This window comes from Nocardia sp. NPDC041819, assembly GCF_055590505.1.
The window spans coordinates 920,029-935,113 of record NZ_JBVJAP010000002.1 but is presented as its reverse complement, the minus strand read 5'-3'; the positions used below and the strand labels follow the sequence as shown (position 1 = coordinate 935,113).

The 15,085-nt window shown below is 69.4% G+C and carries 16 protein-coding genes and 1 pseudogene; 6 read left to right on the top strand and 11 right to left on the bottom strand.

The window, feature by feature from the left end:
- Positions 1–62: 62 nt before the first annotated feature.
- The 3 genes from ACZ6DL_RS11100 to ACZ6DL_RS11090 are packed head-to-tail and all read right to left on the bottom strand — an operon-like array spanning position 63 to position 2,409.
- The gene (locus ACZ6DL_RS11100; protein ID WP_466050349.1) at positions 63–860 is read right to left on the bottom strand and encodes an ABC transporter permease; all 798 of its coding nucleotides are present in this window, start codon (positions 858–860) and stop codon (positions 63–65) included.
- Positions 857–1,603 (bottom strand): ABC transporter permease, encoded by a 747-nt coding sequence (locus ACZ6DL_RS11095; protein WP_466050508.1) that lies wholly within the window; start codon positions 1,601–1,603, stop codon positions 857–859. The genes ACZ6DL_RS11100 and ACZ6DL_RS11095 overlap by 4 nt, the downstream gene beginning before the upstream one ends.
- A gap of 2 nt (positions 1,604–1,605) precedes the next feature.
- Entirely contained in the window at positions 1,606–2,409 is an 804-nt protein-coding gene (locus ACZ6DL_RS11090; protein ID WP_466050348.1) for an ABC transporter ATP-binding protein, read from the bottom strand.
- Positions 2,410–2,531: 122 nt separating this feature from the next.
- Between ACZ6DL_RS11090 and ACZ6DL_RS11085 the strand changes: the two genes are divergently transcribed.
- Positions 2,532–3,251 (top strand): nicotinamide mononucleotide transporter family protein, encoded by a 720-nt coding sequence (locus ACZ6DL_RS11085; RefSeq protein ID WP_466050347.1) that lies wholly within the window; start codon positions 2,532–2,534, stop codon positions 3,249–3,251.
- 6 nt (positions 3,252–3,257) lie between these two features.
- On the opposite strand, the gene ACZ6DL_RS11080 is transcribed toward ACZ6DL_RS11085, so the two are convergent.
- The 5 genes from ACZ6DL_RS11080 to ACZ6DL_RS11060 all read right to left on the bottom strand — a co-directional run bounded on the left by ACZ6DL_RS11080 (position 3,258) and on the right by ACZ6DL_RS11060 (position 7,996).
- The gene (locus ACZ6DL_RS11080; RefSeq protein ID WP_040870550.1) at positions 3,258–4,049 is read right to left on the bottom strand and encodes a DeoR/GlpR family DNA-binding transcription regulator; all 792 of its coding nucleotides are present in this window, start codon (positions 4,047–4,049) and stop codon (positions 3,258–3,260) included.
- A 111-nt stretch (positions 4,050–4,160) separates the two neighbouring features.
- Positions 4,161–4,898 (bottom strand): TetR/AcrR family transcriptional regulator, encoded by a 738-nt coding sequence (locus ACZ6DL_RS11075; RefSeq protein WP_466050346.1) that lies wholly within the window; start codon positions 4,896–4,898, stop codon positions 4,161–4,163.
- A gap of 92 nt (positions 4,899–4,990) precedes the next feature.
- Positions 4,991–5,866: a carbohydrate ABC transporter permease gene (locus ACZ6DL_RS11070; protein WP_466050345.1), complete on the bottom strand. Its 876-nt coding sequence runs from the start codon at positions 5,864–5,866 to the stop codon at positions 4,991–4,993.
- Positions 5,863–6,744: a carbohydrate ABC transporter permease gene (locus ACZ6DL_RS11065; RefSeq protein ID WP_466050344.1), complete on the bottom strand. Its 882-nt coding sequence runs from the start codon at positions 6,742–6,744 to the stop codon at positions 5,863–5,865. Before ACZ6DL_RS11065 ends, ACZ6DL_RS11070 begins: the two co-directional genes overlap by 4 nt.
- A gap of 1 nt (position 6,745) precedes the next feature.
- The gene (locus ACZ6DL_RS11060) at positions 6,746–7,996 is read right to left on the bottom strand and encodes an extracellular solute-binding protein (protein WP_466050343.1); all 1,251 of its coding nucleotides are present in this window, start codon (positions 7,994–7,996) and stop codon (positions 6,746–6,748) included.
- Between the two features lie 159 nt (positions 7,997–8,155).
- On the opposite strand from ACZ6DL_RS11060, the gene ACZ6DL_RS11055 reads away from it, so the two are divergent.
- The 5 genes from ACZ6DL_RS11055 (at position 8,156) to ACZ6DL_RS11035 (ending at position 13,589) form a co-directional block, all read left to right on the top strand.
- The gene (locus ACZ6DL_RS11055) at positions 8,156–9,064 is read left to right on the top strand and encodes an SIS domain-containing protein (RefSeq protein WP_466050342.1); all 909 of its coding nucleotides are present in this window, start codon (positions 8,156–8,158) and stop codon (positions 9,062–9,064) included.
- Between the two features lie 316 nt (positions 9,065–9,380).
- A complete protein-coding gene (locus tag ACZ6DL_RS11050) occupies positions 9,381–10,358 on the top strand; it encodes an ROK family protein (RefSeq protein ID WP_466050341.1) in 978 nt (325 codons plus the stop codon).
- A gap of 225 nt (positions 10,359–10,583) precedes the next feature.
- Positions 10,584–11,735, top strand: coding sequence for an N-acetylglucosamine-6-phosphate deacetylase (locus tag ACZ6DL_RS11045; protein WP_466050340.1), 1,152 nt, complete (start codon positions 10,584–10,586; stop codon positions 11,733–11,735).
- An 8-nt stretch (positions 11,736–11,743) separates the two neighbouring features.
- Entirely contained in the window at positions 11,744–12,685 is a 942-nt protein-coding gene (locus tag ACZ6DL_RS11040; RefSeq protein ID WP_466050339.1) for a hexose kinase, read from the top strand.
- A 58-nt stretch (positions 12,686–12,743) separates the two neighbouring features.
- A complete protein-coding gene (locus ACZ6DL_RS11035; protein WP_466050338.1) occupies positions 12,744–13,589 on the top strand; it encodes a class II fructose-bisphosphate aldolase in 846 nt (281 codons plus the stop codon).
- On the opposite strand, the pseudogene ACZ6DL_RS11030 reads toward ACZ6DL_RS11035, so the two are convergent.
- The 3 genes and pseudogenes from ACZ6DL_RS11030 to ACZ6DL_RS11020 all read right to left on the bottom strand — a co-directional run.
- A pseudogene (locus ACZ6DL_RS11030) lies at positions 13,507–13,971 on the bottom strand (DUF397 domain-containing protein); the annotation flags it as partial. The gene ACZ6DL_RS11035 and the pseudogene ACZ6DL_RS11030 sit on opposite strands and share 83 nt — an antisense overlap.
- Before the next feature lie 31 nt (positions 13,972–14,002).
- On the bottom strand, positions 14,003–14,197 hold the full coding sequence (locus ACZ6DL_RS11025) for a DUF397 domain-containing protein (RefSeq protein WP_466050337.1): 195 nt from the start codon (positions 14,195–14,197) through the stop codon (positions 14,003–14,005).
- 10 nt (positions 14,198–14,207) lie between these two features.
- Entirely contained in the window at positions 14,208–15,068 is an 861-nt protein-coding gene (locus ACZ6DL_RS11020) for a helix-turn-helix domain-containing protein (protein ID WP_466050336.1), read from the bottom strand.
- Positions 15,069–15,085: the final 17 nt, after the last annotated feature.

The following is a 15,085-nucleotide window of genomic DNA, read 5'->3' as shown; positions in this document are numbered from 1 at the left end:
TTCTTTACTTTGGCGTTCCGAGCGAGAATTCGCCTGTACTTCGCCGGGACGGGGTCGTTCGGTCAGAGTCGTCCCGCTTCCGGTCCGAACCTCGCGAGCACGAGGTTCTCGACGACGCCGACGATCGCGTAGAGCACCACCGAGACCAGCGTGACGATGACGATCGAGGCCCACAACTTGCTGTACTGGAACGTCGGGATCGCCCGGATCAGGCCGGCGCCCAGACCGGTGCCGCTGCCGAGCCACTCCCCCAGCAACGCGCCGATCAGCGCGCCCGGCACCGAGATCCGCGCCGCGGCGAACACCGAAGGCAGCGCCGCGGGTACGGCCACCATGCGCAATCCGGTCCAGCGGGAACCGCCGTACGCGGCCACCAGTTCCAGCGCCTGCCGCGGCGCGGCGCGCAACCCCGCCGTGATCATGACCAAGGCGGGGAAGAACACCACGATCGCGGCGAGCACCGCGACCCCGGCCAGGCCACGGCCGAACACCAGCACGATGATCGGCGTGAGCGCCACCAGCGGCACCGAGCGCAGCAGCATCGCCACCGGGAGGAAGGTCTGCTCCACCGCGGCGAACGACACGAACAGCGCAGCGACCACCAGCGCGGCGAGCATCCCCGCACCGAACCCGATGGCCGCGTCGCGCAACGTGATCTGCAAGTCGTCCAGGATCGCCTGCCGCGCCGTGGCGGCGTTGGGCGCCGTCACCAAGTAGGTCCAGATATCGCCGGGTGTCTTGCCGACCCGCGGACCGACCTGCGGGAACGCCTCGAGGAAGACGTACCAGATCGCCAGCATCAGCAACAGCGAGGTGCCCAGCGGGAACAGGAAGATCCCGATCCGTCGCAGGAGGTTCATCGCGCCTCCCGCCCGGTCCAGGGCGCGGCCAGCCGGGCGGCCAGCGCCACCAGCGCGTAGCCGAGTCCGGCCAGCGCCGCGGCGGCCAGCGCCATGCCCCAGGTGCGCGGCACGTTGTAGGAGGTCTGCGCTGCGGTCAGCGCCACCCCGATTCCGCTGTCGACGCCGCCGAGGTACTCGCCGATGATCGCGCCGAGTACGGCCGACGGCGCGGCGATCTTCAACGCGGCGAACGTGCTCGGCAGCGCCGAGATCGCCTGCACCCGGTACAGCTGCTGCCACCGCCCGCCACCGTAGGCGCGCACCAGATCCAGGCTGGTCCGGTCGGCCGAGCGCAACCCGGCGACGGTGCCGACCATCGTGGTGAAGAAGCAGTACATCGCGGCGAGGAACACCGTCGGGGTGCGTCCGCCGAAGACCACCAGGATGATCGGGCCCAGCGCGAGCAGCGGCGTGCAATAGCTCAGGATCGCCAGCTGGGTGGCCAGCGACTCGATCGGCGGGACCAGCACGATCAGGACGGCCAGCGCGACGGCCAGGCCGTTGCCCCAGACGAATCCCCGCAGCGCGCCGAGCGCGGTGATCCGGAAATTGGGGCCGTACAGGTCCCACCCGTCGGTGTACATGGTGTGCAGCACCTGCCAGGGGCTGGGTATGGTGCCGCCGGCGACCTCGAACGCGGCGAGAGCCCACCACGCCGCGACCAGTCCGAGTACGCCGAGCACGCCTGCGAAGCGCTTCATGCTCATGCGACTCCTCCCTTTCCCGACTTCCCGAACAGCAGCTCCGACAGATAGTCGTGCAGCTTGTGGAACTCCGGTGTTCGCATCATCTCCGGCAGCCGGGGGCGCGGCAGGTCGATCTCGACCAGCTCGAGCACCCGCCCCGGCCGCGGGCTCAGCACGGCCACCACATCGGACAGGAACACCGCTTCCGCGATGCCGTGGGTGACCATCAGCGTCGTCGCAGGCTTCTCGGTCCAGATCCGCAGCAACTCCAGATTGAGCCGCTGCCTGGTCATGTCGTCGAGCGCCCCGAATGGTTCGTCCAGCAGCAGCACGGTCGGCTTCACCACCAGCGCCCGCGCGATCGAGACGCGCTGGCGCATACCGCCCGACAGCTGCGCGGGCTTTGCCTTCTCGAAGCCGTCCAGTCCGACCAGGCGGATCAGGTCATCGATCTGCCCCCGCTCCGGCTTGATCCCCGCGACCTGCAACGGCAGCGCGATATTCGAGGCCACCGACCGCCACGGCAGCAGCGCCGAATCCTGCAACGCGATGCCGAGCCCGTGCCTGCCGCGCAGTTGCGCGGGCGTCATGCCATCTATCAGCGCCGTGCCCGCGGTCGGCGCCTCCAGGCCCGCGAGAATCCGCAGCACCGTCGACTTGCCGCAGCCGGACGGGCCGAGCAGCGACAGGAACGTGCCCTGCTCGGTGTGCAGGTCGACGCTCGCCAACGCCTGCACGGTTTTCCGCCCGACCCGGAAGGTCTTGGTCAATCCGCTGAGATGAATTCCGGTCCCCCCGGCGGTACCGCTCTCCGTGCTCATGACGGCCACGATAAGAGCACCTCATTGCGCGGACATTGCGAATCGCGTCGCCGGATTGCGCAATCGTTACGGTCCGCACCGACCGCGGCGGGGTCGATTTCGAATCGGGGCGAGCCGATCGGATGAGATGCGCCCCGCCGCGGGTTACACGACAGGTGAACCCGATCCCCACGCTGCTCGACGCCAAGCTGCACATCGCGGGCTCGGAGATCCTCTGGCGCGAAGTGATCGGCAACGGCTTCGGCTTGGCCTCCGCGATCGGCGGCATGCGGCGGCGCGTGTGGGCATGGCCGGTCGGCATCGCCGGGAACGCGCTGCTGTTCACCGTGTTCGTCGGCGGCGTTTTCCACACCCCGCAGCAACTGAATATGGCCGGGCAGGCCGGACGTCAGCTGATGTTCGTCGCGGTCAGCGTCTACGGCTGGTGGAGCTGGCACCGGCACGCGGCGCGCGAGACCGGGCTCGAACACCGTGGCGTCGACCCGCGCTGGGCGGGCGGGCGCGAGCGGGTCGCCCTGGTGGCGGCGATGCTCGCGGGCACGGCGGTGTTCGCGGAGCTCTTCGCGTGGCTGGATTCGTACGGCCCGTGGGCCGAGGCGTGGATCTTCACCGGCTCGGTGCTCGCCACATACGGGATGGCCCGGGGGCTGGCCGAATTCTGGTTGATCTGGATCGCGGTGGACCTGGTCGGCATTCCGCTGCTGGTGCGGGCGGGTTACTATCCGTCGGCCGCCCTGTATCTGGTCTACGCGGGCTTCGTGGCCTGGGGGTTCCTGGTCTGGCGGCGCGGCATCCGCCCCGCCGAGGTATCGCGGCCGCGGGCGCAGGCCACCGCGAACTAGATCCGCCTACACCACGTCGACCCGCACGCCCGCCGCGCGGATCGTCTCCACCGCGGCCGGATTCGCGTCGGTGTCGGTGACCAGCACCTGCACCTGCTCGATGCCGCAGATGCGGGCCAGCGCGGTGCGCTCGAGCTTTTCGCCGGTGGCCACCACCATCACCCGGCCGGAACGCCGCACCATCTCGGTGGTCACCCCGGCCTCGTCGATATGCCTGCACTGGGCGCCGCCCGCGACGGAGATCGCGTTCACGCCGAGCACGAGTTCGTCGAGCCGCAATTCGGCCAGCGCCCGTTCGGCCAGCGGCCCGTGCAATTCGTAGGACTCCCGCCGGGCCACCCCGCCGAGGACGATCGTACGCATGTGCGGCCGCAGCACCATCTCCCCCGCGATGTTCAGCGCGTTGGTGACGAGGGTCAGCCGCTCGTCCCCGGCCGACCCGAGATCCGTGCGCCCGGCCAGCGCCCTGGCCACCGCCGTGGTGGTGGTGCCGCCGTTCATCCCCACCACCGCGTGCGGATCGACCAGGGACGCCGCGTGTTCGGCGATGCGCTGCTTGGCCTCGCCCGCACTCTGCCGGTACCGCGCGGGCAGGTCGTAGGCCACCGTGGTCGCCACCACGCCGCCGTGCGTTCTGGTGGCCAGCTGTTGTTCGGCGAGCGCGGTGAAGTCCCGGCGCACCGTCGCGGCGGATACGCCGAGCCGATCGGCGGCCTCCTCCACCGAGAGCCGCCCGGATTCGGCGAGCAGTTCCAGCAACCGATTCCACCGTTGCGGCCGATCTGTCGGTCCGGTCATCTCACACCGCCCCGGTCGCGCGGGAAACCTGCTGTTTCGGCGAGCACGCGAACAATATGACCACACGCGCGTGCCGCTCGGAGCGATCCCCCACGACCGGGGCGGACCGGCTCAGGACACATCGGCCTCGACTGTGGGCCGCTCCTGCCGCGCGAGGGGAATTCGTCCGGCCCCGTCTTCCGTCGGCGGATCGAGCCGCGTGCCGGAGAGACCGGAATTCACGAAGTAGGCGATCTCCGCGCAGATCTCGTCCAGGCCCACCGTCGCCTCCGGCTCCGTGCTCTGCACCAATTCCTGGGCGAGCGAGGTGACCGCGCCGATCACGGCCAGCGCGAAGAGATCGAAACGCCGCGGGCCGGTCTCGCCGCGGCCGACGGCGCGCTCGGCCTCGCTGATCAGCAACGCCGACAGCAGGCGACGCTGCTGCCTGCGCCACTCCTCCACCGCGGCGCTCACGCCGACCACTTCGACGTAACACACTCGCGCGCTCCGGGCATCGGCACACGTGACGCCCAGGTACGCGCGGAAACTCGCCACCACGCGTACGGGCAAGGGCTCGTTCTCGGTCGCCGCAAGGGCCGCGAGCGCGTATTCCAGCGCACGGGAGGTGACGCGATTCGCCAAGGCGATGAGCAGAGCCTCTCTGCTGCCCATGTCCTCGTAGAAACTGCGTGTGGAGACGTTCGCCAGGGCGCAGAGCCGTTCGATCGAGGTGGCCGCGTAACCCTGGGTGCCGAATAGTTCGAGGGCGGCGTCGATCAGGCGGGTCTGCCGTTGGGCAACCCGCTGTTCCTTGGACAGCCCGCCGTAGCTGCGACCGTCCTTGGGTCCGTGATCCCGCCGTGTCACCGTTAGATGCTACCGCGCGGTTACCTTCCCCCAGCGCGTCGAGCGCTGGTGCCGTGGCGATTCCGTCGTCCGGGCGGTCCGGCGCTCGCACGCTATTTCACGCCGCCCGCGGTCAGTCCCGCCACCAGGCGCTTCTCGATGAGCGCGAACAGCAGCACCACCGGAATGATGCCGACGGTGGAGATCGCGAACACGTACTGCCAGGCGGTGTCGTACTGGCCGACGAACTTGGTCAGCGCCACCGACAGCGGCTGGTTCTCCGGCGTGGTCAGCACGACCAGGCTGGCGGCGAATTCGTTCCAGCAGGCCACCACCACGAAGATCGTCGCCGTGACGACGCCGGGCCAGACCAGCGGCAGGCTCACCCGCAGCAGCGTCTGCGCGCGGCCGAGTCCGTCGAGCATCGCTGCCTCCTCGATCTCCACCGGGATCGCGGCGAAGAAACTGTGCAGGATCCACACCGCGAACGACAGGTTGAACGCCGCGTTCACCAGGATCATCGCCAGCCAGGTGTCGTTGATGCCGAGCGCGAAGAACTCCCGGATCAACCCGGTGACCAGCACCGTCGGCTGCAACATCTGGGTCACCAGCACCACGCCGAGAAACACCGCGCGCCCCGGAAAGCGGTGCCGCGCCGTGTAGTACCCCGCCGGTATCGCCACGGCCAGCACCAGCGCGGTGGCGCAGACCGCGATGATGATCGTGCTGACCAGGTTGAACGGCAACGGCGTCTCGGGGGTGTCCCACATCGTCGCGTAGTTGTCCGGATGCCAGGACTGCGGCAGATACGTCGGCGGGATGCGCAGGATCTCGGCTCTGCTCTTCAGTGAACCGAGCACCATCACGACGAATGGCAGCAGGAACACCACGGCGAGTATCGCTCCGACCGCGGTGAGCTCCCAGCGGCGTCGTCCGGCGCGGGTGTCCGCCGGGCCTGCCTGCTCGATGCCCTCGGCCCGCGCCGTCATCGGTCGATCTCCCGGGTCGGGCGGACCAGCCGAACGTAGATCGCGATGACGGCGATGATCAGCGCGAAATTCAGCACGCTCATCGCCGCGGCGGTGTCGATCTGCTGGTTCTGCCGGATCAGCTTGAAGGTGAGCGTCGTGGTGGTGTCCGCCGAGAACCCGGCGATGCTGCCGGTGATCACTTGCAGGATCGGCAGCGAGTTGAACACGTTGATGATGTTGATGATGGTCGCCACCGCGATCGCCGGACGCAGCTGCGGCAGGGTGAGGTAGCGGTAGCGCTGCCACGCCCCCGCGCCGTCGACCCGCCCCGCCTCGTCGATCTCCGCCGGAATCGACTGGAGCCCGGCCAGAATCGTGTAGGTCGTGAACGGCACGGAGACGAACACCGCCACGCCCATCGCCACCAGGAACGCCTGCGTCGGCTGCTTGGTGAAACCGTAACCGCGGTCGAGCAGCCCGATGTCGACCAGGAACCGGTTCGCGATGCCGACGTCCGGGTCGAGCATGTAGTAGAAGATCGTCGTCGTCATCACCACCGACGCCGCCCACGGCACCAGGATCGCCATCCGCACCGCGGTGCGTCCGGGGAAATCCTTGTTCAGGAACTGAGCCAGCGCCGCGGACAGCACCAGGGTGATCAGCACGACGCCGACGACCCAGACCACCGTGTGAGCCAGCACCGAGCCGAGTTCGGAGATCACGAACAGGGTCCGGTAGTTGGCCAGTCCGGCGTTGCCGCGGTCTTGGCCGTAGGCGCTGAGGTCCCTGGTGCTGGTCCACACCATGTAGCAGGCGGGGAAGGCGACGACGGCCGCGATCAGGACCAGCGAAGGCCCGATCCACGGCAACGCCGCCGCTATTCCTCTGCGCCGCACGTCAGTTCGCGGCTTCCTGGATCCGGCGCAAGACCTGAGCCGGGTCAGCTCCCTGCCCGATGGTGCCCATCTGCTGACGGATGGCGCCTTGCGCCGCGGCCCATTTCGGATTGTTGCTCGGATAGAACCGCGCCACCGGAAGCGTGGCGGCGAACGCCTTGGTCACCGGGTCTTCGGCGAGCGCGGTCGCGGCGCTGTGGGTGATCGGGATGAAACCCTCGTGCTTGACGAAGTCCGCGTACACCGCGGCCGAGTAGAAGAAGTCGAGGAACTTCTTGATCGACTCGGCCTTGGCGCCGTCCTTCTTGAACGCCATCAGGTGATCGGCCACCCCGAGCGTCACCGGCGTGCCGGTCTTGGTGGGCGAGGGCGCGGTCGCGTAGCGCAGGCCGGGGTTCTTCGCGAGGATCTGGCCGATCGTGGGCGGCAGCGCCTCGATCATGCCGATCTTGCCCTGGATGAAGGCGTTGATCACGTCCTTGCGGTCGGTCGCGCCCGGATTGGGCTGGGTCGCACCGGCATCGATGAGGTCACGCATGGCTCGCACGCCCTCCAGGTTCTCAGGGGTGTCCACGGTGATCCGGTCGCCGTCGGCCCAGGAGCCACCCGCGCCGAAGGTCCAGATGGACGTCTCGCCCTGCGCCTCCTCGCTGCCCAGCGGAAGCCCGTACCCGGAGACGCCGCCGCCGAGCGCCTGGATCTTCTTCGCCGCGTCGGTCAGCTCGGCCCAGGTTTTCGGCGGCCGGGCGATGGCCGCCTTTTCGAACAATTCGGCGTTGTAGAACAGGGTGCGGGTGGAGGCGAACAGCGGCAGCGCGTACTGCGTGCCGTTGAGTGCCGCGTTCTGGGCGAAAGCCGGTTGGATGTCGGCCAGCACCGGCGCGGAGACGATGTCGGTGGCCGGGTAGAGCAGGCCGTCGCCCGCGAAGCTGGCGTAGGCGTCGATGTTGAGCAGGTCCGGAGTGGTCGACGGCGACTGGAGCTTGGTGCGCACCACGTCGTTGATCGAGTTCCACGACTCCATCTGCAAGTTGACGGTGACGCCCGGGTTCTGCTTCTGGAATTCGGCGATGATGCCGTCCCACAGCGCCTTGGTGCCCGTGGCGCCGTCGCTGTAGGAGGGGGCGAGGAAATTGATCGTGGTGGCGGAGTCCGCGGCGTCTTTGGCACCGAACCCGCAGGACGAGAGGGTCAGCGCGACGCCGGTGACCATCGCGACTCCGGCAAGCACGCGACGAAATGGTCTTTTCACGAGCAGAACCTTTCAGATTTACCCACCCGGCGCCAGCCCAGGCGCCGATGATGGGAGGACGCACGGTCCGTGCAGGTCAATCTAGCCCGGATCGTGATCATATGTGACCGGTTTGCTCGTAAATTTGACATAAACGATCACAAAGATGAGGCTGTTCTGGTGCCCACGCCTGCCCGCACGCCGCAGCCGCATCTGGCCACCGAGGTGGCCACCCAGCCGGACGACTGGACGCACGCCGCGACCATCGCCGCCGATCATCACGCCGCGCTACCGAGGCCGGGCGAGCGCGTCGCGGTGATCGGTTGCGGTACTTCGTATTTCATGTCGCGTGCGATCGCGGAACTCCGGGAGGGGGCGGGCGCCGGCGTCACCGACGCCTGGCCCGCCAGCGCGGTCCGCGCTCGCGACTACGACCGCTACCTGGTGATCTGCCGTTCCGGCACGACCACCGAGGTGGTGCGCGCCATGCGGGAGATCCCGGCGCACATCCCCCGCGCGGTGATCTGCTCCAGTCCCGGCACACCCGTCCTCGAACTGGGTGACCCGATCCTGATCGACCAGGTCGATGAGCGGTCGGTGGTGCAGACGCGTTTCGCGACGACCGCCCTCGCCATCCTGCGCAGTCACCTGGGCGAGGATCTGGCGCCGGTGATCGCCCAAGCTCGGGCGGTGCTCGCCGAGGATGCCGGCGAATCGCTGGCCGGGGTGCGCGGCGCCGAGCAGATCAGCTTCGTCGGCATGGGATTCGCGGCCGCCATCGCCGACGAGGCGGCGCTCAAGCTGCGCGAATCCTGCCAGTCCTGGACGGAGGCGTATCCGGCGACCGAGTACCGCCACGGCCCGATCGCCATCTCCGCGCCCGGCCGCGCGGTCTGGGCCTTCGGAGCGCTGGAGCCCGGCTTCGCCGCCGACGTCACCGCCACCGGCGCCCATCTGGAACACCGCGACATCGACCCGATGGCGGACCTGGTCCGAGTACACCGGCTCTGCCTCCTGCGCTCCGCCGACCTCGGACTCGACCCCGACCACCCACGCGGCCTCAATCGCTCGGTGGTCCTGAAGTCATGAGCGAGGGCGAGCGGTGAACGTCGGCCGGGTCCCCTTCGTCGCGCGGGTGTCGGACACATCCTTGCGAAACCGGGCCCGCCGTCCCTCACCGCGGACCGTGGGGTCCGTCGTCGCCATGCTCCCGCCGCTCGCGACCGCGCGCACCGCCGCGCGCCTCATCGTCGGCGCGCCACCCCACGCCGCGCCCGCATCCGCGCAGAAATCGCTTGGAAGCACCGGCCCGGGCACGGGACCCGAGTCCCCGCACCATGGCACGACGTCGTCGCAGGCCGCGTGGGCACCGGCGCGGGAGGCGGCACGAACTACTGTGCCGAGAATGGGTACCGATCAGCCGCGGACATCGGCGGGCGAGTCCATCGTGGGCGCAGCGGCCGACCTGCCCGACGACGCGCTCGTCCTCGGATTGGACGTCGGCGGCACAACCATCAAAGGCGAGGTCACCGATGCCGGGGGCACGGCACTGGCCGTGGGCACGGTCGCCACGCCGCACGGCCCGGCCGCCTTCGACGCGATGGGCGAGTTGGGCGAGCGGTTGCTGTCCGAACTGCCGGAAGCCGACCGCCGCCGAGTGCGCCGGGCGGCTGTCGTGCTGCCCGGCATCGTGGACACCGCCCGATCGGTCGCGGTGTTCAGCAGCAATGTCGGCTGGCGGGACGTGCACGTGGGCGACCGCTTCGCCGAGCGCTGGGGCGTGCCGACACTCATCGAACACGATGTGGCCGTGGCCGGTTGGGCGGAATGGCGGTACGGCGCCGGGCAGGGTTACGAGAACGTGTGCGTCGTCATTCTCGGCACCGGCATCTCCGGGACGCTGTCGGTCGGCGGGCGGCTGGTGCGCAGCGGCTACGGGCAGGTCGGCGAGTACGGGCACGTGCCGGTGCGGCGTGTTGGCGGATTGCCCTGCCCGTGCGGCAACACCGGCTGCGTCGAGACCGTCGCCTCGGGTGCGGCGATCGCGCGGGCCTACACCCGGCGCACCGGGCGCGAGATCGGTGGCGCGGCGCGAGTCTTCGCGCTGATGTCCAGCGATCCGGACGCGGCCGCCGTGGTCGAGGACGCGGTCGACGCGCTCGCCGACGGGCTGGTCGGCATCGTGCACGCGGCGTGCCCCGAACTGATCGTCCTCGGCGGCGGGGTCGCCGGGGCCGGCGCGGCGCTCACCGAACCCCTGCACCGGGCGCTGTCCGAGCGGCTCCGCTTGGTCCCCACCCCCCGCGTGGTGCTCGGCGAGTTCGGCGCTCGCGCGGGCCTCGCGGGCGCTGCCCTCTTCGCACGACGCGGAGCATTGACATGACGCCACACCGAAAGCCCGCCACCGGCGAATCCCACAACCCCTTCCGGTTCGATCCCGTAGCCGAGGCGGCCGGGCCGATGCCGAGCGTGATCTCCGTCCACGTCCAGTCCGTGCTCACGCACGGTCGACGAGATGACGAAACTCAAAGCCGCCACCACGCGCGAACTCCGCCGACTGCTCCCTCCCGGCGGACGCCATCCGAATCGCGGGCCGAGGAGGACTGACATGACAGAGCTGATGATCCGGGGCCGCATCGTCTCGGCGAGCGTCGCGCTGGACGACGGCGTGGTGATGATCTCCGGGGACCGGATCGAGGCGGTGCGATCGTTCGCGCAGTGGCGCGCGGCGCATCGCGATTTACCTGAGCCGCCATTTTCCGGCACCCTGCTGCCGGGGCTTGTGGATATTCACAACCACGGTGGATTCGGGTATCGGTTCGATACCGTGGACGGCGCGCAGGCGCGGACGGCGGCGCAATCGCACCATGCGCGCGGCTCGACCACGGTGGTGGCGAGCGTGGTCACCGGTCCCGCCGAGGAGATGGTGGCGCAGACCGCCGCCTTGCGCGAGCTCGCCGAGGAAGGCGTGCTCGGCGGTGTCCACGTCGAGGGGCCGTTCCTGTCCGAGGCGCGCTGCGGAGCCCAGGACCCGCGATTCCTGTGCGACCCTGATCTTGGACTGACCGACCGGCTGCTGACGGCGGGCGGCGGACATCTGCGCGCGATGACCCTCGCGCCGGAGCGCCCCGGCTACGCGGCCGTCGCACGGCGCCTGGCCGACAGCGGCGTGGTGATCGCACTCGGCCACAGCGACACCGACTACACGTCCTTTCGGAATGCTCTGCGCCCGAATGGACCGGCGAGCGTCGTCACCCATCTGGCGAACGGCATGCCGCCGCTGCACCACCGCCACCCAGGCCCGGTCGCCGCGGCGCTGGTGGCCGCGGCGGCCGGGGACGCCATCGTCGAATTGATCGGCGACGGCGTGCACGTGGACCCGGGCTTCGCCGCGCTGGTGTTCGCGACCGCGCCGGGACGCGTCGCGCTGGTCACCGATGCCATGCAGGCCGCAGGCCTCGGTGACGGCGAATACCAGCTCGGTCCGCAGCCGGTGACGGTGCGAGACGGGGTGGCGCGCGTCGCAGGCGGATCCATCGCGGGCGGCGTCAGCACCCTGCTGGAATGCCTCGCGCGCGCCGTGCGCGAATCGGGTGTCCCGCTGCGGGACGCGGTACTCGCGGCCACCTCGGTTCCGGCCGCCGCGCTCGGGCTCGCCGACGTCGGTGACCTGCGGCCCGGCCAATTCGCCGACATATTGACAGTCAGTGACAATCTCCACTTGCGCGGGGTGCTCAGACGTGGACAGTGGTTGAGGTGATCCTCACCGTGACAATGAATCCCGCGTACGACATGACCTATCGCGTCGAACGTTTCGAACGCGGGCAGGCCCACCGGGTCCGGTCGGTGGAACAACGCATCGGCGGCAAGGGCATCAACGTGACCCGCGTGCTGAATCAGCTCGGCAAATACGCCAGGGCCACCGGGTTCTCCGATCACGCCTTCGCGGCGGCCGCCGAACTCGAGTTGCCGGTCGACTTCGTGCACGCGCTGCCCTGGGTGCGCCGCACGGTGGTGATCAGCGAGTCCGAGGACGGCACCGCCACCGCGCTCTGGGAGCCGGGCGCCCGGGTCTCCAATCCGCACGCCGCGGAGCAGTTGGCGGTCCGGGTGGCGGGCCTGCTACCCGATATCGCCGGGTTGGTCATCTCCGGTTCGCTGCCGGGCGGCATCGACCCCTCGCTGCCCGCCGAGATCGCCCGCACCGCCATCGCGGCAGACTTGCCCACCATCTGCGACGTCGACGGCGAGGCGCTGCGCTTGGCCGCCCAGGTGCCCGGCATCGTGCTCACCCCGAACGAGAGCGAACTCCAGCGTCTCACCGGTGCGGAGCCGACGACCGCCGACGACGTCGTCGGCGCCGTCCAGCCGCTGATCGCGCACGGCGTGCGCGCCGTGATCGCGACCCGCGGCCCCGAGGGGCTCACCGCCGTGACCGCCGACGGCGCGTGGTCGGCGGCGCTCGCCGAACCGCTCGGCGGAAATCCCACCGGCGCGGGCGATGCCGCGGTGGCGGCCGTGATCGCCGCCCTCTCGTCCGCATCGCGCACCGACTGGCCCGCCCTGCTCGCCGACGCGGTCGCGACCTCGGCGGCCGCCGTGGTCGTCCCGGTGGCCGGCGAGATCGACCGCGGTCTGCGCACCCGCCTCACCCCGACCGTCCGGATTCGAGAACTGGATCTACCAGCACCGCAGGAGGCTGCCTCGTGACCGCCCAGCACACCGATCCGGCCGGCCACCGGCCCTGCGAGCCGACAGAGCCCGCGCTATGCCGCTGACCTCGATCCCCGACCTGATCGCCGCGGCCCGTCCGGGCGGACTCGGCGCGTTCAACGTGATCACCCTCGAGCACGCCGAGGCGATCGCGGCCGCCGCGGAATCGGCGAAACGGCCGGTGGTCCTGCAACTGTCGGAGAACACCGCGCTCTACCACCGCGGCATCGCCCCGCTCGCCCTCGCCTGCCTGCGCATCGCCGCCGACAGCGACGCAGCGGTCGCGGTCCATCTCGACCATGCCACCACCGCCGAACTGATCCATACCGCGGTCGATCTCGGCATCCGCTCGGTCATGTACGACGGCTCCGCCCTCGACTACGCCGACAACGTCGCCGCCACCACCGCGGTCACCGCGTGGTGCCACGAGCGCGGCGTGCACATCGAAGCCGAACTCGGTGCGGTCGGCGGCAAGGACGGCGCCCACGCGCCCGGCGCGCGCACCGATCCCGACGAGGCGGTGGAGTTCGTGCGCGCCACCGGCGTCGACGCACTCGCGGTCGCCGTCGGCTCCGCACATGCCATGCACACTCGCACCGCCGAACTCGACAACGACCTGATCGCCCACCTGGCCGCGAAGGTCCCCGTCCCCTTGGTGCTGCACGGCTCCTCCGGCGTCCCCGATCACGGCCTGCGCGCCGCCGTGGAACACGGCATGACGAAGATCAACATCGCCACCCGCCTCAACATCCGAATGACGTCCGCCATCCGCGATCACCTCACGAACGCCCCCGACCTCTCCGACCCACGCAAGTACCTCACCCCCGCCCGCGCGGCCGTCCAATCGGAAGTCGAACACTTCCTCCACCTCCTCGCCGGCTCCAGCACCCTCGGAGATTGACTTCGACACACCGAAGTCGACACCCACTCGCGGCAAGGAAACGGCCGGCGGCGCGTGCGAGGGTTTGCGCGCCGTCGGCCGGTTCGGGTGGCGGGCAGGGCAGTTGCCCACCGGTGGAGCTATCGATGGATCGCTTCGCATCGACGGGGATACTCTTGCCGGTGGAGCTGAGTGCTCGGTGTCGTGAAGCTGAGAGTCGGCTGGGAGATGTGTCAGGCAAGTTCGGTGCGGAGCGCCGTGGTGAATGCCGCCCACTGGGTCGAAGTGAACGCCAACGTGGGCGATGCGTCCGATGGTCCCCGGACTTGCTGTCTCTGACCAATACTCGACCGCCGTCGAAGTGCACTTCTACGCAGGCCTGACTGTCGCTGGAGTAGGACGACTTGAACCAGCCGCCGCGCCGCCCATAGCGGTCAGGCTCCTGCGCGGAGCGCCGTGGTGAACGCCGCCCACTGGGTCGGCGTGAACGCCAGGATGGGCGATGCGTCCGGCGACCCTTGAAACTTGCTGTCTCGAACCAGGACCCGACCACCGTCGAAGCACACCTCTACGCAAGCGGTGCTGTCGTTCGAATGTGATGACTTGAACCAGCCGGCCGCGCTCCCCATGCCGATCACGCTACAGCGCGGCGAGCCTGCGTTCGATCAACGTTATCGACTCGTTCCGTGGAAGCGCGTGGTCGGCGAGAGTGGTGGCGAACATGGTCGCGAGGTGACGCACCGGTTCGCTCTCCTCGATCACTCCGAGATGGACCAGCGTCTCGGTCCACGCCACGTCGGGTAGGAGTGCGCTGTCGAACCCGAGCAGGTGGAACGACGCACCGGTCAGCAGTACACCACCTGGCGCGTCGAAGGGCACGACCCGAACGTCGACTGTGTCGGCGTGCGTCTCGGTAATCGACAGCAGGTGTGAAAGCTGATTTTTCAGGACCGCCACACCCCCGGTGCGCTGGGTCAGCGCGGCCTCGTTGACGATCGCTGTGACCTGAAGCGGCTCCGATCCGGTGAGCCGCTGCTGACGTCGCATGCGAACTTCGACCAAGCGCTCGATTTCCACTTGCCGAACCCGCGCCCGGTCGTTGGCGATCACCGCCCGCGCGTAGTCCTCGGTCTGCAAAAGGCCGGGAATCAGGATGCTCGCGTAACTACGTACGCTCCGCGCCCCGTGCTCCAATCCATAGAGGCGTATCACCTCGTCCGACAGCAGCCCCGCGTACTCCGACCACCACCCGCGCTGCTTCGCGATGTCGCGCAGCCGCAACATCTCCTCGCGTTCGGCCGGGTCGAATTCGAGCAGGCTCATCAGATTCCGCAGTTTGTCCTCGGCCAGGACGCGTTCTTTCTCCACCTTCGACCAGTACGACAGCGTGAAGCCCAGTTCCTTGGCGATGACGGACGCGGACACGTCGAACTCCGTGCGGCGGCGCTTGATTCGGAGCATGAGCTCCCAGCGCGCGACCGTGGGCGAAAGTGGTGCCATCGTCCGATGAGTCCTTC